Below are 20,846 nucleotides of genomic sequence, written 5' to 3' on the forward strand. Positions count from 1 at the left end.
CGCCGATGCTGCCGAATTTGACGCCCGATGTGGCGCTGGCCTCGAAGCTGTTCGATGAACTGCGGGAGGCGACGTTCGACGGCATCGGCATTACCCGCGATGCCTATGGGGAGGGCGAGCGCCGCGCGCACGCCATCGTCCGCGCGGCGGCGGAGGAGATCGGGCTGGAATGCCGGGCCGATCCCGTCGGCAATCTGCTGATGACCCTGCCTGGGGCCGATCGCGCGGCGAAGCGGGTGGTGCTGGGCAGTCACCTCGACAGTGTTGCCAACGGGGGAAACTTCGACGGCGCGGCGGGGGTGCTGACGGGCATCGCGGCGGTGGCGGGGATGAAGCGCGCGGGCTTCGTGCCGGCGCGGGACATCACCGTGCTGGCCGTGCGGGCGGAGGAGGCGGGAAGCTGGTTCCCGATCTCCTATCCCGGATCGCGCGGCGCACTCGGCTTGTTGAAGGCTGAGGAACTGCAGGTGAAGCGGCAGGATAATGGCCGCACGCTGGCGGACCACATGCGGGCCGAGGGTTTCGATCCCGGCTTCGTGGAAGCTGGCGGCAGGACATTCAGCGCCGCCGATACCGCGGCCTTCCTGGAACTGCACATCGAGCAGGGGCCGGTGCTGGAGGGTGAGGGAGTGCCCGTCGGGATCGTGACGGGCATCCCCGGTTCGCGCCGCCTGCGGGCCGCGCGGGTGCTGGGCGAATACAACCACTCCGGCGCGACCCCCCGAAAGTATCGGCGGGATGCGGCGATCGCGCTGGCGGAACTCGCCTTCCGCTGCGACGAACGCTGGGTGGAGCTGGAGGCGCAGGGCCACCGGCTGGTCGTGACCTTCTGCGTGATGGGCACCACCGCCGACGCCGGCTTCACCAAGATCGCGGGCGAGGCGCAATTCCAGCTCGATGTCCGCAGCGTCAATCCGCACAGCGTCGATGCGCTGATGGAGACGCTGTACGAGGCGGTGCCCGAGATCGAGGCGCGCCGCGGCGTCAAGTTCGAGCTGGGGCGGGAGACGACGAGCCGCGCGGCACCGATGGATGCGGGCATCCAGGCGGGGCTGATCCGCGCGGCGGATGAGCTTGGGGTGAAGCACCTCAGCATGGCGAGCGGCGCGGGGCATGATGCGGCCGCCTTCGCGATGGCGGGCATCCCCGCCGCGATGATCTTCGTGCGCAACCAGCACGGCAGCCACAATCCCAAGGAAGCGATGCGGATGGACGATTTTGCCAGTGCCTGCGCCGTGGTGCAGCGTTGGGTCGCGGGGGCCAGCCTGTGAGCGCACGCTTGGCCGTCGATATCGGCGGCACCTTCACCGACGTTGCCATCGAGCGTGACGGCGAGCGCTGGACCGGCAAGGTGCTGACCACGCCCCACGCGCCGGAACTCGGCGTGCTGGAAGGCGTGCGCGTGGTGCTGGAGCGTGCATCGATGACGCCCGCCGACATCGTGCTGGTGATCCACGGCACGACGCTGGCCACCAACGCGATCATCGAGCGCAAGGGCGCCAGGACGGCGCTGCTGACGACGGAGGGGTTCCGCGACGTCCTCGCGCTCGGGAATGAGAGCCGCTACGACCAGTACGACCTCAACATCGATCTGCCGCAGCCGCTGGTGCCGCGGCGCTGGCGCCTGACGGTGCCGGAGCGGCTGGACAACGAAGGCAAGGTCCTGCTGCCCCTCGATGAGAAGGCCGTGGCGGACCAGGTCGGCTTCATGAAGGCGGAGGGGATCGAGAGCCTGGCGATCGGCTTCCTCCATGCCTTCGTGAACCCCACGCATGAACAGCGCGCAGCGGCCGTTGTGCGGGGGCTGTGGCCGGAACTGAACATCTCCCTGTCCAGCGAAGTCTCGCCGGAGATGCGGGAGTGGGAGCGGTTCTCGACGACGGCGGCCAATGCCTATGTCCAGCCGCTGATGGCAAGCTATTTGAAGCGGCTGGAGACGGGGCTGCGCGGTGGTGGCTTCACCTGCCCGCTGTTCCTGATGTTGTCGGGTGGCGGGCTGACCACGCTGGACACCGCCGCGCGGTTTCCGATCCGGCTTGTGGAGAGCGGCCCGGCGGGCGGCGCGATCTTCTCGGCGCATGTCGCGAAGCAGCGCGGCTGGGGGAAGGTCCTGTCCTTCGACATGGGCGGCACCACGGCGAAGGTGTGTTTGATCGACGAGTATGCGCCGCAGGCCAGCCGAAGCTTCGAGGTCGCGCGCGTCGGGCGCTTCAAGAAGGGATCGGGGCTGCCGCTGCGCATCCCGGTGATCGAGATGGTGGAGATCGGCGCCGGTGGCGGCTCCATCGCGCATTGCGATGCGCTGGGGCGCATCCAGGTGGGGCCGGAAAGCGCCGGCGCCGATCCCGGGCCGGCCTGCTACGGGCGCGGCGGCCGGCACCCCGCGGTGACGGATGCGAACCTCTCGCTCGGGCGATACGAGCCCGACCTGTTTGCGGGCGGTGCACTGAAGCTGCATGTGCAGCCGGCACTGGATGCGTTGTCGCGCGATGTCGGCGAACGCCTCGGCCTGCCCGCGGAGATGGCGGGGCTCGGCGTGGTGGAGATGGTGGACGAGAACATGGCCAATGCGGCCCGCGTCCACGCCATCGAAAGCGGGAAATCCTATGGCGGCCGCGCGATCATCGCGTTTGGCGGCGGCGGGCCGGTGCATGGCTACCGCGTGGCGGAGAAGATTGGCGTGAACCGGATGCTGGTGCCCTCGGGCGCGGGCGTGGGTTCCGCCATCGGCTTCCTGCGGGCGCCGGTGGGGTATGAGGTGGTGAAGTCGCTCTACCAGCGCTTCCGTTCGTTTGACGTGGGCGCAGTGAACGCGCTGCTCGGCGCGATGTCGGATGAAGCGTCGCGCGTCGTGGCGGAAGGCGCCTTCGGCGCGCCGATGGCGGAGCATCGCCTGGCCTTCATGCGCTATGTCGGGCAGGGGCACGAGATTTCCGTGGCCCTGCCGTCCCGCGCGCTGACGGCCGATGACATCCCAGTGATCCGTGCGGCCTATGACGCCGAATACACGCGCTTCTACGACCGCCCGGTGCCGGGTTCGGACGTGGAAATCCTGGCCTTCGCCGTGACGGTGGCGACGGTGCCGGATGAGGTTCTGCCGGTGGCGGAGGTGGCGGATGCGCCCGCCCCCGCGCCGATCCGCGTGCAGCAGGTGCGTGACACCGCGACGGGGGAGGTTGCGCCCTGGCAGGTCTATGACCGCCCCGCCATGCCGCCAGGCTGCACCGTGCCGGGCCCCTGCATCGTGTCGGAGGCGGAGACGAGCACGCTGGTCGGGCCAGGCTGGCGCTGCCGGGTGGATGGGCTGGGGTATCTGGAACTGACCCGCGGGGAGGCTGCGTGATGAACGCTCTCGAAAAAATCCAGCGCCAGATCCAGTGGAACCGCCTGGTCGCGGTGGTGGAGGAACAGGCGCAGATCATGATCCGCACCGCCTTCTCCACCACGGTGCGGGAAGCCGGTGACTTGTCCGCGGGCATCTTCGACCTGCAGGGGCGCATGCTTGCGCAGGCGGTCACGGGCACGCCCGGCCACGTGAATTCCATGATGGAATCCGTGGGGCATTTCCTCGCGAAGTTTCCGGCGGCCTCGATGAAGCCGGGCGATCACTACATCACCAACGATCCCTGGCTCGGCACGGGGCACCTGCATGATTTGACGGTGGTGACGCCGGCCTTCCGCCGCGGCGAGATCGTCGGGCTGTTCGCGAATACCGCGCATGTCATCGATGTCGGCGGGCTTGGCATGGGGCCGGATGGCAGGAGCGTCTTCGAGGAAGGGCTCTACATCCCCATCGTGAAGTGCTTCGACCAGGGCGCGCCGAACGAGACCTTCTTCGATTTCGTCCGGATGGGCAGCCGCACGCCGGTGGAACTGGAAGGCGACATCTATTCGCTGTGCGCCTGCAACGATGCGGGGGCGAAGCGGCTGGTGGAGATGATGGACGAGTACGGGATGGAGAGCATCGATCCGCTCGCCGCCTACATCTTTGACGCATCGCTGACGGCGACTCTGGATGAAATCCGCAAGCTGCCGAAGGGCACCTATCGCGGCACCATCAAATCCGATGGCTATGAAGCGGAAGTCACGCTGAAGGCCGCGATGACGATCAAGGAAGACGAGATCGTCGTGGACTATGCGGGCACCTCCGGCCTGTCAGGGCGGGGCATCAATGTGCCGGCGGCCTATTGCCGGGCCTATGCCTGCTTCGGGATCAAATGCGTGGTGGCGCCAGAGATTCCGAACAACTGGGCGTCGCTCGCGCCCTTCCGGATGGAGATTCCGGAGGGCTGCATCCTGAATGCGCCTCGGCCCTATCCCGTTTCCGTCCGTCACGTGGTGGGGCAGTTGCTGCCAGACCTCATGATGGGCTGCCTGCACCAGGCGGTACCGGATCGCGTCAATGCGGAAGGGTCATCGGCGCTGTGGAACCCGCCGCTGCGGGGCGGCGCGCAGGTCAGTGGCTCCGCGGCGGAACTGCCGGATTTCGAGATCATCACCTTCAATTCCGGCGGCACCGGCGCGCGCCCGACGAAGGACGGGCTGGACGGCACGGCCTTCCCCAGCGGCGTGCGCACCATGCCGGTGGAGGCGACGGAGAATGTCGCCCCCGTGATCTTCTGGCAGAACCAGATCCGCGCGGATTCCGCCGGCGCCGGGCGCACGCGCGGCGGCTTCGGCAAGATCATGGAGATCGGCGCGAAGGGGGAGGCGGAGTTCGCCGTCAACGCCATCTTCGACCGCGTCGCCAATGCGCCGAAGGGGCGGGATGGCGGGGGTGATGGCGCCTCCGGCTGGGTCGGCTTCACCGATGGCAGCACGATCCGCACCAAGGGCTACCAGGTGGTGCCGAAGGGCAAGCGGTTGCTGCTGAAACTGCCCGGTGGCGGCGGGATGGGCGATGCCAAGGCGCGAGACCGCGCGCTGGTGGAGCGTGACGTAGCGGATGGGCTGGTGAGCCCTGACCAGGCCAAGGCGCTCTACGGGGCGTGATGGCGGGCGGGGCCCGGACCTAATCGTCCGGGCCGCCCTTGGTGCTGTCCGTCACGCCCGGCGGGTCCGGGTAGAGGTCGGAGGGCACCTTGGCGGCGGGGTTTTGCGTCAGCCCGCCCTGCTGGACCTTGGCCGCCGTGTTGGGCGACTTCGGGTCCGCGCTGTTCATGCGTTCGGCGGCGCCCGTGGGAGTTGGTTTGGGCGGGGGTGTGGGCGTGGGTTTGTCGGTCATGCCCACCGGAACGCCTCAGAAGCCCTTCGGATCAAATGGGGTAGGCAAGAAGCGTCTGGACCCGCGCCGTGTCGTAGATCACGCGCTTGCTGCTGAACCGCCAGCCATCCGCCGTCCGCACCGCGGTGCTGGCGTAGCTGCCGGCCTGGTAGATGGCGGAACTGCCTTCCTGCGACGTGTTCACGACGACGTAGTTGGCGCGGAACGTGGCCTCCGTTTCGGAGGACGCCGTCACCACCAGGCCGGAGACCAGGTGCCGGTAGGCCGGCTTCTCATAGATGTTGGCGTGGCGGAGGCTGGCGACGCGGTCGCGCAGCATGGCCTGGTTGTCGCAGCGGATCAGCGGCGCGGGCAGGCCGAGTTCCTCATTCTCCCGCGGGATGATCTCGTAGAGGCAATCCGCCGTGAAGAACGCCGCCCAATCCTCCAGCCGGTCATCGTCGATGGCGGCGATGTAGCGGTCCAGCAGATCCTGCATCTCAAGACGCAGCATGAGGGCGGGGGTCATGCGATGCCCCTTTCAGGAAGGGTCTCGTAGCCCATCATGTCGCGGTAGCCGCGCCAGAAGCGGCGGACCAGGCCCTCGCTCACCATGCTGTCGAGGTCATTGGCCGCGCCGCGTGCCATCTCCAGCACGGAATAGGCTTCGCCGCCGCCGGTGACGGCGCGCTGCACCAGTTCCGTCGCCTCGGTGTCCTCCATGGAGATGTAGCCGGCAGGGCCGACCAAATTGGCCTGCTTGATGCGCAGCGCGCGCAACTCCGGCGTGTCGTCCTCGTAGCCGAAGAAGTGGAAGACGAGTTCGAAGCGGTCATGCGCCTTGGCGATGATCTGGCGCGCGACCAGCGTGTTGTGGATCTGCTGGATGACGAGCTGCGGGAAGATCGGCTGGATGTGGTTGGTGCTGAGCTCGTCATATTCCTTGATCATGCCGAGCACGCTGTCGTCTTCCAGGCGGAAGCCCTCGTCATAAGAACGGATCGCCTGTTGCTTGTAGGCGCCGGCATTCTCCTCCTCGTTCTTCACCACCAGCAGGGCGCTGTGCAGGCCGGTGCTGTCCGTCACCGTGCTGACCTTCATGCCGACGCGGAGGATGTTGAAGGTGGTGTGGAACAGGTGGAGCAGGGAGGCGTGATAGGGGTCCTTCACATTCTCCAGGTAGAGCTTCCAGTTGCTGTTCGAATACTGCCTGGTGCAGCCGAGATAGACGATGGGCTTGGCGAAGATGCGATCGACGTAGCGGCGCATCTCCGGGCCCATGTAGTCCGCGACATCGCCGATGCCGGCATCGAAGGTGGCGAAGACCAGGCCGCGATAGCTCTCGACGCGCAGTTGCTTCAGGCTGTGGTTCTTGGGGTCGAAATCGGCGGGCATGCCCGCCATCTCCTTCATCCCCCGCCGGAAGGGTACGCCCTGGAGGTCGCCCTTCGCGGTGTAGTTCCACTGGTGATAGACGCAGGTGTGGTTCAGCGCATTGCCGCGCCGCAGCCGGCAGACCGCGGCGCCGCGATGGGCGCAGCGGTTCACCCAGGCGGCCAGCGTGCCGTCCTCCGCCCGCGTCATCACCACGGGCGTGTCGCCGATATAGGTGCTCTTGAAATCGCCGGGCTTCGGGATTTCCGCTTCCAATCCGAGAAAGTTCCAGGTGGGGCCGCGGAAGATGCGTTCCTGTTCCCGCGCATAGACCTCTGGCGAGGTGAAGACGGAATAGGGCACGCGGGAGGCGTCGGCGCGGGGGAAGACGGGTGCCTGGTCCATGGCGATCAGCCCGCCGGCATGCGGCATTCCGCCGCGAAGGGGTCCACCGCATTCTCGAACACCTTGCGGACATGTTCGGTCTGCAGGCGGCCATCGGCGCGGCGGCCGACGCGGGCCAGCCAGAAATCCTGCACGGGGAAGTTGTTGGCGCCGAAGCGGAAGGGGCCGCGGACGCTGCGGAAATCCGCGGCGCGGATGGCGGCGCGCAGCGCGCCCTTGTCGGCCAAATTGCCGCCGGTGCGGCGCACGGCGCTGTCCAGCAGCATGGCCGTGTCATAGGCGTGCGCGGCATAGCTGGCGGGGACGTAGTTGAACTGCGTCAGGAAGTCGGCCACGAAGCGCGTGTTCTGTTCATTCGGCAGCGTCGGCGTCCAGGTCGTGCCGGTGAAGAGGCCGAGCGCCGCATCGCCCTGCGCCGGCAGCACCGCTTCGTCCACGGTGAAGGCGGACAGCACGGGGATGGCGATGCCCGCCTGGCGGTACTGCCGCACGAATTGCACGCCGAGTCCGCCGGGCATGAAGGTGTAGATGGCATCCGGCCGGCGCGCCGCGATCTGCGCCAGCTCCGCCGAGAAGTCGGTGATGGTGAGAGGGACATAGGTCTCGTCAATCACCTCCCCCCGGAAGGTGGATTTGAACCCCGCGGCGGCGTCGCGGCCGGCCTGGTAGTTCGGCGTGATGATCATGACGCGGCGGATGGGGCGGATGGTGCCGCCGACCTCGATCCCGTCATTCGCCGCGGCGCCCAGCACGGCGTGGTTCTGGTCGTTCACATAGGAGGTGGCGAAGAAGAAGGGGTTGCAGCCGCGCCCCGCGATGGGGGAGGGACCGGCATTCGGGCTCAGCAGGAAGGTCTGGGTTTCCGTCACCGGCCGGATGATGGCGGCGAGGATGTTGGAGAAGAGGGTGCCGACGATGAAGTCGCAGCGATCCCTCTCCAGCGCCGCGCGAACCTTGGTGACGGCGGCATCGGGGCGGAGTTCGTCATCGATGACCAGCACCTCCGCCGGCCTGCCGCCGATGCGGTTCTCCAAATGGCGCATGCCAAGCAGGAAGCCGTCCCGCAGATGGGTGCCGGGCGCGGCCTGCGGGCCCGTCAGCACCGTGACCAGGCCGATCTTCACCGGCGCCGCCTGGGCGTGGGCCAGGCCCGGCAAGGCGAGGCCCGCGGTGGCACCCGCGCCGGCGGCGAGCCAGGCGCGCCGGGTGATGGGCGGTAGGAAGGAAAGACGCATTGGTCGAAGCTCCCTGTTGCGTTCCCGCAAATAGAGAACAAAGGACCGACCAACGCAACCTGATGGCGAGATCGCCTCGCGCACAGGGTGACCGGGGAGGACAACCGCCCGTCCCCGGCCTTGTGCACCGGGCCCTGCGTCGTCAGTCCGCGAACTGGCCCGCTTGCACGATCAGCGGCCGCAGGCGGGCGATCTCGCTCGCCAGGAACCGCGTGTGATGGGCGGGGGTCGCTTCCTCCTCCGTCGCGACCGTCGTCAGCGTCTCCGCGAAGCGCTGCTTCAGGCGGTCGTCGCGCAGCGCGGCACGCATGGCCTGGGCCAGGCGCTGCTGGATCTCCGGCGGCGTGCCCGCGACGGCGTAGAGGCCGTGCCAGGCGGACATGATGAGGTCCACGCCCTGTTCCCGCGCCGTCGGCACATCGAAGCCCGCGACGCGTTCCGGCAGCGTCACCGCATAGGCCTTGATGCGCCCGTCCCGCGCGAAGGGCGCGGCGACCGTCACCTGTTCGCAGGAGATGTCGAGCCGCCCTGCCATCATCTCCGTCATCGCGGGCGCGCTGCCGCGGAAGACGATGGTGGTCGCGTTGCGGCCGGCGGCGTGCTGCATCAGCATGCCGCAGAGCTGGTTGGACCCGCCGAGGCCTGCATGGCCGAGGTTCAGCCTGTCTCCCTGTTCGCGCAGCACGGCCATGTAGGCCGGCAGGTCGCGCGCCGGGAAATCCGGGCGGGCGACGATGGCCATGCCGGTGTGGGACACCACGCCGAGCGGCGCGAAGCCGCGTTCGATGTTGAAGGGCAATTGCCTGTAGAGCGTTGCCGCGGCGGCCAGGCCGATATGGTGGATCATCAGCGTGTGGCCATCAGGGCGGGACTGCGCGACGCGGGCGGCGGCGATGGTGCCGCCGGCGCCGGTGACGTTTTCCGCCGCCACGGGCTGGCCCAATTCCCGCGACATCCCTTCCGCCAGCAGGCGGGCGATCATGTCGGTGGGCCCGCCCGCGGCGAAGGGGATGGCGATGGTCAGCGGGCGGTTGGGGAAGGATTGCCCCGTTGATTGGGCCCAGCCCTGGCTGCCGATGAAGGGCAGGGCGAGCGCGCTGCCCAGCAGCGTACGACGATGGATGCGCATGAAATCCTCCCGTTGGTCGAGGCCGTGGCGCGGCCTTCTGTGATGGGGAAGTGTCTCATCCGGGGTGGCGGCGGCGTCAATCCTCGAAGAAGGGCGTTTCCTCCGCCGCCGGGCCGCGCAGGCGGATGTCGAAGCGGAAGATGCGGGCGCCGTTCTCCGTGCCTTCCGGCACCGCGACCAGCTTCGGGCGCAACGCGGCGGGCACGAGTGCCAGCACCGGATCGGCGGCATGCGCGGCTTCGTGATCGGGGAAGAAGACCGTGGTCTGGGCGCGGCGCATCAGGCCGGCGCCCATGATGGCGATGTTGATGTGGGGCGCGCGCGGTCCGGCGGCATCGGCGTAGCCGCCCGGCATGACGGTGCGGAATTCGTAGCGGCCTTCGCCATCCGTCCAGGCGCGGCCCCAGCCGAGGAAATCAGGGTCCGCCCGGTCCCGCCCGGGGTCGAGCGGATGGTCGAAATGGCCGGCGGCATCGGCCTGCCAGGCTTCCAGGATCATGTTGAGGCAGGGCACCGCCTCCTCCCGCCTCACCTGGCCGCGGAGGATGATGACCTCCCCCTTCGTCGTGGGGGCAGCGCCCTCCGCGGCGATGGTCAGGTCGTTGTCGCCATCGCGGAACAGGGTGCGGGGGAAGAAGGGGCCGATGGTGTGTTCGGAGGAGGGGATGGACATGGCGGGGGCGCTCACGGTGCGCTCGGCGTGGCGTGGCGGCCGCGCAGCACGATGTCGAAGGTGAAGCCGAGGTACTGGTCGCCGACCTCCGCCGGCGGCAGGTCCCTGGCGATAAGGCGGTTGCGCGCCGCCTCCTCCGGCACGGATTGCAGGATGCGGTCCAGCGCGTTCAGCGGATCCCCCGCGAAATACATCTGGGTGACGAGGCGGGAGAGGGAGGAAGGGCCGATGACGGAGAAATGCACATGCGGCGGCCTCCACCAGGTCTCCTTCACGGGCACCGGGTAGGCGCCGGGCTTGATGGTGAAGAAGGCGTAGCGGCCTTCATCATCTGTGCGGACCCGGCCATTGCCGACGAAATTGGGGTCGAGCGGCGCGGCGCGCTGGTCGATCGGGTTGAAGTAGCGGCCGGAGGCATTGGCCTGCCACAGCTCCACCACCGCGCCACGGACCGGGCGCCCATCCTCATCCAGCACCTGGCCGGCGAGGTGCATGAGTTGCCCGATGGCGGGGCGGCCGGGGATGGGCTCCGCCAGGTTCGCCTCGCCGCAGGGCAGCTTGCGGTGGAGCCGTAGCGGGAATGTGGCTTCGGTACGCGTCGCGGGGCGGCGGATCAGGGGCTGGGACGGCGTGTGCGTCCAGGTATTCGGGTAGCCCGCGATGGGTACCTCGGGCTGCACGCCCTGCGGCCAGGGATCGAAGCGATCCGGGACGGTCTCGTGGTTCATGGTCTCGTTTCCCCGCGCCCGGTTCAGCGGGCGCGGGGGCAGCGTGGCCCGGCGCGGGGCTACCCGTCAACGTTATGTTTCATAATAATCAGGTGGTGGGCGTGCGGAACATCGGCAGACCCCGGACATCGGCCACGCGGTTCATCATGGCGGTCGGCGGGCCCTGGTAGTAGTTGCGGCGGCTGACGGCGTGGCCGGTGATGCGGTGCATGGCGATGGCGGATTCGGCGGCCTTCACCAGCAGCCCGTAGCTGTGCAGCAGCGGCACGCCGGCGATGGTATAGACGCCGCGCGCGGCCAGCAGCGCGGCGGTGGAGCCCGTGAGGAACAGCACCTCCGCCCCCGCTTCCACGGCACGCTCGCCAGCGGCCTCGACGGCGGCGACATAGGCCAGCGCCTCATCCTCCCGCGTGAACATCGCGTTGTTGCCGGGGGAATGGCCGGTGTTCTCGATGGAGGCGAGGCGGCTCGCGAGGCCGTAGCCCGTCACGATCTCCCGGTACCGCGACACCATCTTGGGGTGCTGCACCAGCATCCCGAAGCGTTCGCCCATTGTGCAGGCGGTGAAGCACAGCACCTCCATGAAGGAGATGACGGGGATGTCGAGGAGCTCGCGGAGTTCCACTAGGCCGGTGTCGAGCGAATTGGCGATGACGAAGGCGTCGTAGCCGCCCTCTCGCCGCAGCTTGAGGGCTGTCTCGACGAATTCGCGCACGTCGTAGTGCCAGATGGACCGGTACTGGTCGCCGAGCGCGCCATGCGGCGTGCCATGCACCTCCACCGTCGTGCCCGGCGCCGCCACGGCGTCGCAGAGCGTTTTCGTCGTCGAGAGAAAATTCGACATCGCCGTCTCGGAGGAGATCAGCTGGTACCAGATCTTCATGCTGCAGGCGCCTCAGTTGAAGGAAAGGCCGGTGGCTTCGACGGGCTTCGTGACATCGGCGATGCGTTCGCCGATGAAGCCGCGGAAGGCATCGGGGGTGGTGGGCGTGGGGGTGGCGCCCAGGCCGCGCAGGCGGGCGGCGAGGTCGGCATCCTGGACCACGGCGGCGCAGGCTTCCGAGAGGCGACGCACGATATCGGGCGGCGTGCGGGCGGGGGCGAGCAGGCCCATGTAGCTGGAGGAGACGTAGCCGGGGACGCCGGCCTCCGCGATGGTCGGCAGTTGCGGCAGAAGGTCGGAACGCTGCGGCGTGCCGACGGCGAGCGCCTTCACATGGCCGAGCGAGATCGCCTCCATCACCGGGGGCAAATTCTCGAACAGCAGCTGGATGCGGCCGGCGCGGAGGTCGAGCAGGGATTGCGAGGTGCCGCGATAGGGCACGTGGGTGATCTGCACGCCGGCCAGGGCGCAGAACATCTCCCCGCTAAGATGCGCGACGGAGCCGGGGCCGGCGGAGCCGAAATTGATGACGCCAGGCTGCGCCTTCGCCATGGCGATCAGCGCGGCCACGCTGTCCACCGGGAAATCCTTGTTGGTGACAAGGACGATGGGGCTGTCCGTCAGCTGCGCCACCGGCGCCAGGTCCCGCAGCGGATGGTAGCGGATGCCCGCCTGCATCACGGGGTTCACCGCGATGGAACCCGGCGTGCCGCAGAGCAGCGTATGGCCATCGGGCTGCGCGTTCACCACCTGCATCGCACCGATGGTGCCGCCCGCGCCGGCGACATTGTCCACCACCACCTGCTGCGAGAGGCGGTTCGACAACCCCTGCGCCACCAGGCGCATCATGATGTCGGTGCCGCCACCGGGGGTGAAGGGGACGATGACGCGGATGGGGCGGCTGGGCCAGACATCCTGCGCCAAGGCGGGGCTGGCGATGGTGGCGGTGAGGGCAGAGAGGATTGTGCGGCGGGTCGGCATGGCGGGGGCTCCCTCAGGTCAGGCCGGGAACGGTCGGGTAGACCGGGCCGTAATGCTTGCGGATCTCGGCGATCTGGTCCTCGCCGGGGGGCGCATAGGCCAGGCGCTTGGAGGTGAAGCGGCCGCCCATCAGGCGGTTCATGCGCACCGCCATCTCCCCCATCTTGATGAGGCTGGTGATGCCGTTCAGCACCGGCGCGCCGCGGCCTGCATCATGGACGCCCGCATCGGCGAGCAGCGCCATGGCGACGCCGCCGGCGGGGATCACGACCTCCGCCCCGCGCGCCACCGTCTCCGCCGCCGCGGCCTGGAATTGCTCCAGGATGCGCGACCGGGCCTCGCGGTCCGTGAAACCTTCCTTGAGGTCGAGGATGCGTTCCATCTGCATCCGTGCGGTGCCGGCAAGGCGCGTGCGCAGGCCGGCGCGATCGACGTTTTCCAGGATGCGGGCGGTGAATTTCTCGTTGAGCGTGACGAGGGAGAAGCTGGCGCCCATGATGCTGGCGAGGTGCAGCGCCGTCTCGCACAGGCCCAGCACGGGGATGTTCGCGATCTCCCGACATTCGCGGAGGCCGGGGTCGGCGATGTTGCCGATCAGGAAGGCGTCGTAGCCCTGGTCCATGGCCGTGACGACGTTGCGCATGACCTCCCCGCTCTCGAGGTATTCGAGGTAGCGGTACTGGTCGGCGACGCCGCCGATCTGGGTGATGCCATGCACCACCACCTCGGTATCGGGGTCCTTCACGCCATCGATGATCCGGCGCAGTACCGGATGGTAGTGCCCCCAGGCCGCGCTGCGCGACATGGATTGGTACCAGAGCTTCATGGGCGCGAAGCCCCGCGCGTGACCTGGCCCATCGGCCGCTTCCTTCCCCGTGCCGGGGCTCAGGCGGCCACGGCTTCGGGACATTCAACAGGAAGCGGCGGGCGGGCGGTAGTCCATAGGTTCCGGAATGCGGGATTTTCTGATGGTGCTGGGGTCCAAACCCAATCAGACCCGAGGCGGATGGCCGAGGATCGCGTGGCAGGCCGCCAGGAAGGGCGCGCCGCCGATGCTGGTTGCATCGGCAAGCGGCCTGACGCCGCGGATGCCGCGCGAGACCGGCCAGGCGCCCGGCGGATGATTGGGTTTGGACCCCTAGTCCAGGACCTCCGGGGGCGCTTCCCGGTCGGTCTCGTAGAGTTCCAGCGGCGGGACGGCGCCCGGCTTCCAGTCCGGATCGTCCCAGGCAGCCATCTTGCCGGGGTTGAGCAGGCCCTTGGGGTCCGCCTGGCGCTTGAAGTCAAGCTGCGCCTGGTCGACCAGCTTCATGCCGCCTTCCTCCAGCAGGAAGGTGTGCGGGTTGAAGATGGGGCTGCCGGCTTCCTCATGGATGCGCATGATCTCGTCCAGGCGTTCTTCCGTGGTGAATCGGACGATCTGCAGGCCGATGGCGCAGACCTGGCCCGCGAAGCGCACGGCTTCGACATGGAACAGGACCTCATCCCCGAAGCGCTTTTCGAGTTTCTCGATGAGGGAGAGGTGGTCGGGCGCGGGAAACAGGGATTGCAGGTAGGTGATCGTCTTGTCGGTCTTCAGCACCTGCAGCGTGGTGTGGTTCCAGGAGTGTTCGTAGCAGGGCACGGCGGCGTCTTCCGTGCGTTCGCGGTGGATCTCCTGCCCGGCATGGTCCGCGACCAGCGCATCCAGCAGCGCGAGGTCCGGCGCCGCCACCATCAGGCAGGCGACGGCCATCCCAGCGGGCACCTTCGCGCCCCACTGGCGAAAATGGTTCTGCGGAAGGGGCGCGGGGACGACGCAGGCGAGCTTCTTCGTGATGTCGTCCCGCCGCGCCAGCGCATCCGCGAAGCGGCAGGCGGCGAGGAGCGTCGCGAAGGCGACGACGACATCGATCCAGTCATGCGCGGGGGCGAGTGGCATCTCCAGCGCCGTGATGATGCCGTTGGTGCCATAGGCGTGGTTGGCCTGCTGGATGTCCGCGCCGCGCAATTCCAGTACCCGGGGCTCGGCCTCCATCGTCATCACGCGCAGGCCGAGGATGTTGCCCGGCGCGCGCAGCCCGCCCCAGGTGATGCTGCCGACGCCGCCCGACCCGCCGGCGATGAAGCCCCCCAGCGTCGCTGTGCGCAAGGTGGAGGGATGGATGCGAAGCTCGCCGCCGACATCGCGCCGGCATTGCGCATCGAGGTCGATCATCCGGATGCCGGCCTCCGCGCGCACAAGGCCGGGCTCGGCGTGGAGGATGCGGTTCATGCGCAGCATGTCGACCACGATGCCGCCCCGCAGCGGCATGGCCTGGCCGTAATTGCCGGTGCCGCCGCCGCGGGGCGTGACCGGGACACCTGCCGCGAAGGCTGCGGCGAGTAGGGCGCGCAACTCGTGTTCATCGCGCGGCGCCACCACGGCCTCCCCGGTCACGCGGTTGAGCTGGCGCTTGAGGATGGGGGAGTACCAGAAGAAGTCGCGCGACTTCTGGCGCACCAAAGCGGGGTCGGTGGTCCAGTCGAGGGCGGGGAGTGCCTGCATCACCGCCGTCACGCTGCCCGTCATGCTTCGTCTTCCCTGATCCAGGCCGCGACATCGAAGGCGGCGAGTTGCGTGAACAGCGATGCCAGCGCCGCCGCCGCGTGGTCCAGCAGCGCCTGCCCCATGGCGGGCGAGGCCACTGCGGCGTTGCCGACGGCGCCGGCGGGGTGCAGGTCCTGCGCCTGCCACCCCGGCGGCATGGCACGCAGCGCCGGCGGCAGGGCCATCAGGCGGCTGGTGAAGTCGCGGGCGCTTTCCATCCGCACGCTGGCGGGGGAGAGGGCCAGCATCAGCGCCGTCTCGTCCCGCCCGGCATGGATGCCGAAGGCGGCCTCCACCGGATCATGCAAGGCGGCCGGGCGGCCATGGCGCGGCCAGGCGGTGTTGAGGACCAGGATGCTGTGCGCCAGCCGGATGCGTAAGGCGGCGGTTTCCAGCACGGGGATGTTGCCGCCATGGCTGTTGATGATGACCAGGCGGTCGATCCCTGCCCGCGCAACGCTGGCGCCGATATCCGTGACCAGCGCCAGCAGCGTCTCGGCGGACAGCGTCAGCGAACCGGGATAGCGCAGATGCTCTGCGGCGAGCGCGACCTTCACCGTGGGCAGGACCAGCAATGGAAGCTCGGCCGGCAGCCGCGCCAGCGTGGCGTGGACGACACCTTCGCCGATCACGGTGTCCACGGAAAGCGGCAGATGCGGTCCGTGCTGTTCCGTGCTGGCCACGGGCAGCAGCGCGATGGTGTTGCGTGGCAATTCCCGAAAGGCGGGCCAGGGAAGGTCCTGCCAGAGGCGCGTGGCGGTCATGCGGCGGGGTTATCGAAGCCCTGGGCGACGCGCAAGCGCGTTGCACCCGGACGCGCAAGCGCGTTGGACCCGGACGCGCAAGCGCGTTGGACAAGCACGGCCATGCTGTGGGACCGTTTCATCCTCCCCGCGCCCCGATTCAGGATGCCCGATGCCCACCGACCCTGCCTTGCCGCGCCTGACCCGCCGCGCCGTGATCGGTGCGGGCATCGGCCTGGTGGCCGCCGGCTCTGCCACCGCACAGCCCGCCTGGCCCAGCCGCCCCATCCGCTTCGTGGTGATGACGCCGCCGGGGCCGGGCAGCGACCAGATGGCCCGGGCGCTGGCGGGGCATTACCAGACCATCCTCGGCCAACCCGTGGTGGTGGAGAACCGGCCGGGCGCGGGGGGTGCCATCACCGCGCAATCCGTCGCGACCTCCACCGACGGGCACACGATCGGGCTGGTCTTCGGCGGACCGACGACGACGGCGCGGATGCTCAATCCCGGCCTGCCCTATGATCCCGCCACGGCCTTCTCATCCGTCACCTTGCTGACGCGCTCCCCCTTCGTGCTGGCGGTGCATCCGGGCTTCCCGGCGAAGACCTGGGCGGAATTCCTGGCCGTGGTGCGCGCCAATCCGGGGAAGTACCGCTACGCCTCGATCGGGCCCGGCACCACCACGCATCTGGCGATGGAGGAGACGAAGCAGCGCCTCGGCCTCGATATCGAACACGTCCCCTATCGCGGCTTCGCCCCCGCCACGCTGGACCTGCTGGCCGGGCGGGTGGAGGTGATGTTCCATTCCCCCTTCAGCGCGCTGCAGCACATCCGCGCGGGGTCGCTGGTGGCGCTGGTGCAGACCGGCGATCGCCGCGTGTCCCAGATGCCGGATGTGCCGACGCTGGCGGAAGCCGGGCTGCCGGACAGCGCCTTCTTCGGCTGGACCGGCATCATCGCCCCGGCGAATTTCCCACCCTCCGTCGCGGAGCGCCTGGCGACCCTGACGCGGGAGGCGATGGCCCGCGACCCCGCGGCGCGCGGCGGCATGGAGGAGACGGGGGCGGAGATCGTGGGATCGCCACCCGCCGAACTCGCCGCGCTGCAATTGCGGGAGACGACGCGCTGGGGCGCCGTCATCACGCGGCTGGGGCTGACGGTGACAGATTGAGGCGCGGCCGGCAGCGCCGGCCGAGGAGCCGGAGGCGACCGCCGCTTGTGCGGCGAGCCAAGGCCCCAGAGGGGCCGCCCGGCGCCTGAGGGCAAGAAATCAGTTCACCGTCACATTGCCCGCGCGCACAACCTCCCGCCACTTCGCCACTTCCTCCCGCACCAGGGTCGCGAATTCGGCGGGGGTGGAGGCGGCGACGATGAAGCCCTGGGCGGCGAAGGGGTCGCGGATCTCGGGCAAGGCGAGGGCGGCGGCGACTTCCGTGTGCAGGCGCGCCAGCACCGGCGCCGGGGTATTGGCGGGGGCGAAGAGGCCCTGCCAGGACGTGGCCTCGAAGCCCGGCAGCCCGGCCTCCGCCATGGTCGGCACGTTGGGCAGCAGCGGGTGGCGTTGGGGCGAGGTCACCGCCAGCGCGCGGACGGCGCCGGACTGGATATGCGGCAGCGTCACCAGCACATCGGCGAAGGACGAATAGACCTGGCCGGCGATGAGGTCCGTCGTCGCCTGCGCCGATCCGCGATAGGGCACATGCGTCAGGGCCACGCCGGCACGCTGGGAGAACATCTCCCCGGTCAGATGCATCGAGGTGCCGTTGCCCGGTGTCGCATAGGTCAGCGGCGCGTTCGCGGCGGCGCGGGCGGCCGCGATGTAGCCGGCGACATCGCGGGCGGGGCTCGCGGGGTTCACCACCAGCACCAGCGGCGCGGACACCAGGCGGGAGACCGGCGCGAAATCGCGCACGGGGTCATAGGGCAGGTTGGGAAACAGGCTGGCGGCGATGGCATTGCTGCCGGTGACGCCCATCAGCAGCGTGTGCCCATCCGGTGCCGATTTCGCCACCATGTCGGCGCCCGTGGTGCCGCCGGCGCCGGGGCGGTTCTCCACCAGGACGGTCTGGCCGAGGCTCGCCGTCATCCGCTCCGCCAGGCGCCGGGCGAGGAGATCCGTGCTGCCGCCAGGCGGGAAGGGAACGATGATGCGGATGGGGCGTGTCGGCCAGGTTTGTCCGAGTGCGGGGGCGCCGATCAGCGCCAGGGTGAAGCCGCCCAGCGCGCGGCGCGTCAGCATCGTCATGTCCCGAAATCCCCTTGTGATGGCGGGCCCCAGCCCCCGCCGCCGGCTGTCTCGATGATGAGCAATTCGCCTGCCATCCAAGCGAACCGCGCCTTGGAGGGGAAGGGGCGTTCGGTTCCGTCGGCGCCGATGATCCGCAGCCGCGCGACGCCGCCCGCGCCGCCGCCCTGCGCGCCCGGCGCCCCCGCCAAATGGCGTTCGCCGCGGTAGGAGACCTCCGCGCTGCCCGACAGCAGGCGATAGGCGCGGTGCACGCCATCCCCGCCCGTGCTGGCGCCGGCGCCGCCGGAGCCGCGGTGGCGGGCGAAGGCCTCGACCCGGATGGGGGCGATCTCCTCCAGCACCTCGGCCGGCAGGTTGCGGGCGTTGGAGACATCGGCGGAGAGCGCGTGCAGGCCGGGGCGCTCGGGGCCGCCGCCCTCGCCCCCGGCCAGGATCTCCGTGAACATCCAGCGCCGGCCCTCGCCATCCGTCCCGGCGGCGGAGAGCACGACGGCGACGCCGGCATTGGAGGCGCGGGCGCGGCCTGGTGCCAGTTGCGCATGGGCGGCGAGCAGCGCGTTGGTGGCGAGCTTGACGGTCGCGGTGCGGGCGTTGACCGCGGCGGGAAAGCGCGGATTCACCACGCTGCCCTCCGGCAGCGACAGGTCCAGCAAATCCAGCAGACCGTGATTGGCGGCGGCGTCCGGGGCGATGCGGCGCAGCAGGGCGAAGCAGGCGGCGAGCAGGCCGGAGGGCGCGGCATTCACCGGCCCCGCCGTCTGCGGTGCGGAGCCCGCGAAATCGACCGAGAGGCGCGGGCCGGGCAGGCGCTTCAGCGTGGCGCGGATGGGGACGGGATCGGGCGTGATGCCATCGCCTTCCAGGGCGAATTCGGCCGTGGCCTCGGCTTCGGGCATGGCGCGCAGCGCATCGGCCAGGGCATCCCGCGCATCATCCAGCAGCCAGGCGGCGCGCTGCGCGAAGGCATCGGCGCCGATCCGCGTGGCCAGCGCGGAAACCTCCGCCGCCGCCTGCGTCACCGCCGCCCATTGGGCGTCGAGGTCGGCGCGCAGCATGGCGGGGGTGCGGGTATTGGCCAGCAGGATGGAGGCGATGCCCGCATCCTCCACGCTTGCGCGGCGCCAGTGGAGCGGCGGCAGGCGCAACCCTTCCTGGAAGATGTCGCGGGCATCGGGCGGGATGGAGCCGGGGGCGAGGCCGCCGACATCCTGGTGGTGCAGGATGGTGCCGGCCAGCGCGACCGTGCGGCCCTCAGCGACGATGGGGCGGATCAGGATGATGTCGGGCAGGTGGGTGCCGCCGGACCAGGGATCATTGGTCAGGAACCCATCGCCTTCCGCCATCGCCGTGGCAGGAAAACGGGCGAGGATGCCGGAAACGGCGGGGATCATGCCGCCCAGCAGCAGGGGCAGGGACCGCGCCTGCGCCAGCACGCGGCCATCCGGCAGGAACAGCGCGGCGGCGCAATCCATGCCCTCCCGCGCCACAGGGGACTTCGCCGCGGCCAGCAGCATGTCCTGCATCCGGTCGGCCAGGCCTTCGAGCGCGATGCGCAGGATCGCCTTGTCGCTCATGCCGCCGCGTCCAGCAGCAGCGCGCCGTCATCGCGCGGGGCGACGCGCCAGCCCGGCGGCACGCGGGCGGTGGCGGTGCCGTCATCCAGCAACAGCGTGCCATCCGCGCCCTGGCGGCGGTGCCAGCGGGTGGGGAAGCGGGGCGGGGAGTCCAGCAGGCCACTGGCGGCCATCAGGCCGGGGGCGGGGGGAATCAGCACGCGCCTGCAGCCGATGATGCCCGCGATGGCGGCGGCCAGCAGCGGCCCGAAGCCGCCGCCCGCCACCAGCAGCGACAGGTCCGGGTGAATGTTGCGGCGAAGCGCGATGCGGCGCAGCGCCTCCGCGAGCGTTGCCTCCGCGACCGCCAGGCCTTCGGGGTTGGCAACGCCGGTGCCCGGCAGCCAGCCGGCGGCGCGGGCGGCCTGCGTCAACGCATCGCCGCCGATCGCGATGCTTTCCACATCCAGCGCAGGGCAGCGGAATTCCATGGGGCCGAGGCGGATGGTTCGCGTCTCCAGCGGCACGCCATCCCGCACCAGGCTGATTTCCGCCGTGGTGCCGCCCATGTCGAGGCCGATGGCGAAGGGCGCATCGCCCGCCCATCGCGCCACGGCGCGGGCGCCGGCGGCGGGGCCGGACAGGACCAGGGGCAGGGGCGCGGCCAGGGCCTGGTGCGGCGTGGCGGCGCTGCCATCGGCGATGGCGAAGCGCGGTTCCGGCAATCCCGCGGCCAGCAGCCTGCGCGCGACCGGCGCCAGCGTAGCGGCGACCAGGGGCTTGAGCGATGCATCGAGCATCGTGGCCAGCATCCGCTCGAACTCCCGCGTCTCCGGGTCCACCTGGTGGGAGAGGGAGACCGCCGCGCCGGGCGGCATCATCGCGGCGAGGCGCTTCTCGTGATCGGGGTTGCGATGCGCGAAGAGAAGGCAGAGCGCGACGGGCAGGCCTTGCGGCAGCGCCGGCAGGGCGGAGAGGTCGAGCGGCGTGACCTCCTCACCCCGCGCATCGATGCGGCCCGGGATGCCGAAGCGGAAGCTGGGCGGGGAGAGCCCGGCGGGGGTGGGCGGCGGCGGGTCCGGCGCATCGGGGTCGCGGCGGGAGTGCCGGCCGAGGTCGGGC

19 protein-coding genes are annotated in these 20,846 nt (G+C 69.9%); 4 read left to right on the plus strand and 15 right to left on the minus strand.

The features are described 5' to 3' along the window. The first annotated feature begins 5 nt into the window (after positions 1-5). From ACTIE5_RS16665 to ACTIE5_RS16675, 3 genes are read left to right on the plus strand one after another with little or no spacing between them, the layout of a single operon-like run. Complete coding sequence (locus tag ACTIE5_RS16665) at positions 6-1,271, plus strand: hydantoinase/carbamoylase family amidase (protein WP_439550827.1); 1,266 nt, start codon at positions 6-8, stop codon at positions 1,269-1,271. Beyond that, complete coding sequence (locus ACTIE5_RS16670; protein WP_439550828.1) at positions 1,268-3,343, plus strand: hydantoinase/oxoprolinase family protein; 2,076 nt, start codon at positions 1,268-1,270, stop codon at positions 3,341-3,343. Before ACTIE5_RS16665 ends, ACTIE5_RS16670 begins: the two co-directional genes overlap by 4 nt. Continuing rightward, positions 3,343-4,992, plus strand: coding sequence for a hydantoinase B/oxoprolinase family protein (locus tag ACTIE5_RS16675; RefSeq protein ID WP_439550829.1), 1,650 nt, complete (start codon positions 3,343-3,345; stop codon positions 4,990-4,992). The genes ACTIE5_RS16670 and ACTIE5_RS16675 overlap by 1 nt, the downstream gene beginning before the upstream one ends. Before the next feature lie 19 nt (positions 4,993-5,011). Here the strand turns inward: ACTIE5_RS16675 and ACTIE5_RS16680 are convergent, their stop codons facing one another. The 12 genes from ACTIE5_RS16680 to ACTIE5_RS16735 form a co-directional block, all read right to left on the minus strand. Beyond that, positions 5,012-5,161, minus strand: a complete 150-nt coding sequence (locus ACTIE5_RS16680; protein WP_439550830.1) for a hypothetical protein — start codon at positions 5,159-5,161, stop codon at positions 5,012-5,014. 94 nt (positions 5,162-5,255) lie between these two features. Continuing rightward, positions 5,256-5,732, minus strand: a complete 477-nt coding sequence (gene andAd, locus ACTIE5_RS16685; protein ID WP_439550831.1) for an anthranilate 1,2-dioxygenase small subunit AndAd — start codon at positions 5,730-5,732, stop codon at positions 5,256-5,258. Beyond that, positions 5,729-7,009 carry an anthranilate 1,2-dioxygenase large subunit AndAc gene (andAc, locus tag ACTIE5_RS16690; protein ID WP_439550832.1) on the minus strand — a complete coding sequence of 427 codons (1,281 nt, stop codon included), beginning with the start codon at positions 7,007-7,009 and terminating at the stop codon, positions 5,729-5,731. Before andAc ends, andAd begins: the two co-directional genes overlap by 4 nt. Then, entirely contained in the window at positions 6,988-8,217 is a 1,230-nt protein-coding gene (locus tag ACTIE5_RS16695; RefSeq protein WP_439550833.1) for an ABC transporter substrate-binding protein, read from the minus strand. The genes andAc and ACTIE5_RS16695 overlap by 22 nt, the downstream gene beginning before the upstream one ends. A gap of 142 nt (positions 8,218-8,359) precedes the next feature. After that, entirely contained in the window at positions 8,360-9,346 is a 987-nt protein-coding gene (locus ACTIE5_RS16700; protein ID WP_439550834.1) for a Bug family tripartite tricarboxylate transporter substrate binding protein, read from the minus strand. A gap of 76 nt (positions 9,347-9,422) precedes the next feature. After that, on the minus strand, positions 9,423-10,019 hold the full coding sequence (gene pcaG, locus ACTIE5_RS16705; RefSeq protein WP_439550835.1) for a protocatechuate 3,4-dioxygenase subunit alpha: 597 nt from the start codon (positions 10,017-10,019) through the stop codon (positions 9,423-9,425). A gap of 11 nt (positions 10,020-10,030) precedes the next feature. Then, positions 10,031-10,747 (minus strand): protocatechuate 3,4-dioxygenase subunit beta, encoded by a 717-nt coding sequence (locus ACTIE5_RS16710; RefSeq protein ID WP_439550836.1) that lies wholly within the window; start codon positions 10,745-10,747, stop codon positions 10,031-10,033. Between the two features lie 88 nt (positions 10,748-10,835). Then, positions 10,836-11,630 (minus strand): aspartate/glutamate racemase family protein, encoded by a 795-nt coding sequence (locus ACTIE5_RS16715; protein ID WP_439550837.1) that lies wholly within the window; start codon positions 11,628-11,630, stop codon positions 10,836-10,838. A gap of 12 nt (positions 11,631-11,642) precedes the next feature. Further along, positions 11,643-12,611 (minus strand): Bug family tripartite tricarboxylate transporter substrate binding protein, encoded by a 969-nt coding sequence (locus tag ACTIE5_RS16720; protein WP_439550838.1) that lies wholly within the window; start codon positions 12,609-12,611, stop codon positions 11,643-11,645. 13 nt (positions 12,612-12,624) lie between these two features. Next, a complete protein-coding gene (locus ACTIE5_RS16725) occupies positions 12,625-13,437 on the minus strand; it encodes an aspartate/glutamate racemase family protein (protein ID WP_439550839.1) in 813 nt (270 codons plus the stop codon). A 312-nt stretch (positions 13,438-13,749) separates the two neighbouring features. Beyond that, positions 13,750-15,162: an FAD-binding oxidoreductase gene (locus ACTIE5_RS16730; RefSeq protein WP_439550840.1), complete on the minus strand. Its 1,413-nt coding sequence runs from the start codon at positions 15,160-15,162 to the stop codon at positions 13,750-13,752. Beyond that, positions 15,159-15,944: a creatininase family protein gene (locus tag ACTIE5_RS16735; RefSeq protein ID WP_439550841.1), complete on the minus strand. Its 786-nt coding sequence runs from the start codon at positions 15,942-15,944 to the stop codon at positions 15,159-15,161. The genes ACTIE5_RS16730 and ACTIE5_RS16735 overlap by 4 nt, the downstream gene beginning before the upstream one ends. A 151-nt stretch (positions 15,945-16,095) precedes the next feature. Between ACTIE5_RS16735 and ACTIE5_RS16740 the strand changes: the two genes are divergently transcribed. After that, positions 16,096-17,094: a Bug family tripartite tricarboxylate transporter substrate binding protein gene (locus ACTIE5_RS16740; protein ID WP_439550842.1), complete on the plus strand. Its 999-nt coding sequence runs from the start codon at positions 16,096-16,098 to the stop codon at positions 17,092-17,094. Between the two features lie 99 nt (positions 17,095-17,193). Here ACTIE5_RS16740 and ACTIE5_RS16745 read toward each other — a convergent pair whose 3' ends face one another. The 3 genes from ACTIE5_RS16745 to ACTIE5_RS16755 all read right to left on the minus strand — a co-directional run. Then, positions 17,194-18,168, minus strand: coding sequence for a tripartite tricarboxylate transporter substrate binding protein (locus ACTIE5_RS16745; protein WP_439550843.1), 975 nt, complete (start codon positions 18,166-18,168; stop codon positions 17,194-17,196). Continuing rightward, positions 18,165-19,745 (minus strand): hydantoinase B/oxoprolinase family protein, encoded by a 1,581-nt coding sequence (locus ACTIE5_RS16750; protein ID WP_439550844.1) that lies wholly within the window; start codon positions 19,743-19,745, stop codon positions 18,165-18,167. Before ACTIE5_RS16750 ends, ACTIE5_RS16745 begins: the two co-directional genes overlap by 4 nt. Continuing rightward, a partial coding sequence (locus ACTIE5_RS16755; protein ID WP_439550845.1) for a hydantoinase/oxoprolinase family protein occupies positions 19,742-20,846 on the minus strand: 1,105 nt, incomplete at its 5' end. The genes ACTIE5_RS16755 and ACTIE5_RS16750, both read right to left, overlap by 4 nt.

It is taken from the genome of Falsiroseomonas sp., from assembly GCF_051859025.1.
Classification (GTDB): domain Bacteria; phylum Pseudomonadota; class Alphaproteobacteria; order Acetobacterales; family Acetobacteraceae; genus Falsiroseomonas.

Excerpts from the sequence above, each read along its gene's own strand:
- ACTIE5_RS16665 (WP_439550827.1), top strand. The coding sequence starts at position 6 with ATGCTGCCGAATTTGACGCCCGATGTGGCGCTGGCCTCGAAGCTGTTC.
- ACTIE5_RS16675 (WP_439550829.1), top strand. The coding sequence starts at position 3,343 with ATGAACGCTCTCGAAAAAATCCAGCGCCAGATCCAGTGGAACCGCCTG.
- ACTIE5_RS16680 (WP_439550830.1), bottom strand. The coding sequence starts at position 5,161 with ATGAACAGCGCGGACCCGAAGTCGCCCAACACGGCGGCCAAGGTCCAG.
- andAd (WP_439550831.1), bottom strand. The coding sequence starts at position 5,732 with ATGACCCCCGCCCTCATGCTGCGTCTTGAGATGCAGGATCTGCTGGAC.
- andAc (WP_439550832.1), bottom strand. The coding sequence starts at position 7,009 with ATGCCGCATGCCGGCGGGCTGATCGCCATGGACCAGGCACCCGTCTTC.
- ACTIE5_RS16695 (WP_439550833.1), bottom strand. The coding sequence starts at position 8,217 with ATGCGTCTTTCCTTCCTACCGCCCATCACCCGGCGCGCCTGGCTCGCC.
- ACTIE5_RS16700 (WP_439550834.1), bottom strand. The coding sequence starts at position 9,346 with ATGCGCATCCATCGTCGTACGCTGCTGGGCAGCGCGCTCGCCCTGCCC.
- pcaG (WP_439550835.1), bottom strand. The coding sequence starts at position 10,019 with ATGTCCATCCCCTCCTCCGAACACACCATCGGCCCCTTCTTCCCCCGC.
- ACTIE5_RS16710 (WP_439550836.1), bottom strand. The coding sequence starts at position 10,747 with ATGAACCACGAGACCGTCCCGGATCGCTTCGATCCCTGGCCGCAGGGC.
- ACTIE5_RS16715 (WP_439550837.1), bottom strand. The coding sequence starts at position 11,630 with ATGAAGATCTGGTACCAGCTGATCTCCTCCGAGACGGCGATGTCGAAT.
- ACTIE5_RS16720 (WP_439550838.1), bottom strand. The coding sequence starts at position 12,611 with ATGCCGACCCGCCGCACAATCCTCTCTGCCCTCACCGCCACCATCGCC.
- ACTIE5_RS16725 (WP_439550839.1), bottom strand. The coding sequence starts at position 13,437 with ATGAAGCTCTGGTACCAATCCATGTCGCGCAGCGCGGCCTGGGGGCAC.
- ACTIE5_RS16730 (WP_439550840.1), bottom strand. The coding sequence starts at position 15,162 with ATGACGGGCAGCGTGACGGCGGTGATGCAGGCACTCCCCGCCCTCGAC.
- ACTIE5_RS16735 (WP_439550841.1), bottom strand. The coding sequence starts at position 15,944 with ATGACCGCCACGCGCCTCTGGCAGGACCTTCCCTGGCCCGCCTTTCGG.
- ACTIE5_RS16740 (WP_439550842.1), top strand. The coding sequence starts at position 16,096 with ATGCCCACCGACCCTGCCTTGCCGCGCCTGACCCGCCGCGCCGTGATC.
- ACTIE5_RS16745 (WP_439550843.1), bottom strand. The coding sequence starts at position 18,168 with ATGACGATGCTGACGCGCCGCGCGCTGGGCGGCTTCACCCTGGCGCTG.
- ACTIE5_RS16750 (WP_439550844.1), bottom strand. The coding sequence starts at position 19,745 with ATGAGCGACAAGGCGATCCTGCGCATCGCGCTCGAAGGCCTGGCCGAC.